The organism is Candidatus Deferrimicrobiaceae bacterium (assembly GCA_035256765.1).
Taxonomy (GTDB): domain Bacteria; phylum Desulfobacterota; class Deferrimicrobia; order Deferrimicrobiales; family Deferrimicrobiaceae; genus CSP1-8.
Genome location: DATEXR010000128.1, coordinates 1 through 1,124, shown reverse-complemented (window position 1 = coordinate 1,124; position 1,124 = coordinate 1). Strand labels below are relative to the sequence as shown.

Below are 1,124 nucleotides of genomic sequence, written 5' to 3'. Positions count from 1 at the left end.
GAATACCGGTTCCACTTCTACAAAAGGATCGCCGATATCTGCCTGTTTCTCCTCGGCGTCTTCCCCGAATACGTCCGCGCCTCCTCCCGCTACCCGTTGTCCGGGGAACCGAGGCCCCGGTTCGCGGGGCGGACGGGTAGGACCATGGAAGAGTACGAGGAAGAGGGAAGGAAATTCTACCGGCTGGCCTCCCTTCATCCGGAGGCGCAAGACCGGGAGTTGTCCGAAGTCTTCGGGCTCCTCCACGAAAGCTTCCACGTCGCCAGGAAGCCGCTCCATCTCATCGCCGAGAACTACATCCATTGCGAAAGGCCCGCTGGCATCCCCAGCTAGGTGCTGCGTCTCGCAATGACGGTCTCCTCTCGGGCCGATGCCCGGAGGCATTTCCCCTCCCGGTGCCAGGTGCTCGCGGGAGGGTTCCTCTCCGCTTCACTCGCGACCTGCGACCGCTCGCTGCCGTTCCGCTCGACGCAATTTTTTCCTTTTGGCGGGACACTCCCACCGGGGACATTCCTGATTCATCTCCGGGATGCGGGAGAGGAGTGTCCCCGCACATCAGGAGTGTCCCCCCGCTCCGCGGAACTCCCCGCTGTGCAATGGGTCCACGGTCGCAGAGGCCCTCGCAACGGGGTGCACAATGGCCGCGCGCGCTGCAGGGGATGAAGAGTTCTTAGAAGGAACGTCCCTGTTCTTAGAGTTTCGCGGGTGCCGAAAAAGCGCAGCAAGCCGAAGGAGTGGGGGCGCAGCCGTGCAGGTTCACCGCACGGCGAGCCACGAACGGAGCCCCCCTCCGAGGCTGCGGAGCGATAGCCGCGACTGCTCGCTGCCCTTCCGCTCGACGCAATTCACCGGGGACACTCCAAGGGGGGACATTCCGGGGACATTCCTATTTCGAGTAGTATGTTGAGGAGTGTCCCCGCCCACGCGGTTGCAACGGAGGGCGGTCCGGCGGTATCTTTGTGATGATCGGGCCGGCAGGCAACGGAGCGGGGAAGGAGGGGCGGCATGCGCTGGGGAGACGGACGCAGGAGCGACAACGTCGAGGACCGACGGGGGATCCGGGTTTCCCGCGGCATGGTGGGGGGCGGGGTCGGAACGCTCGTCCTTGTGCTTCTCTCCCTGTA

1 protein-coding gene is annotated in these 1,124 nt (G+C 64.5%); it reads left to right on the top strand.

What is annotated here, in order from left to right; all coding sequences use genetic code 11:
- Positions 1 to 333 (top strand): hypothetical protein (locus VJ307_04375; GenBank protein ID HJX73371.1); only part of this gene is annotated, 333 nt, incomplete at its 5' end.
- Positions 334 to 1,124 lie beyond the last annotated feature (791 nt).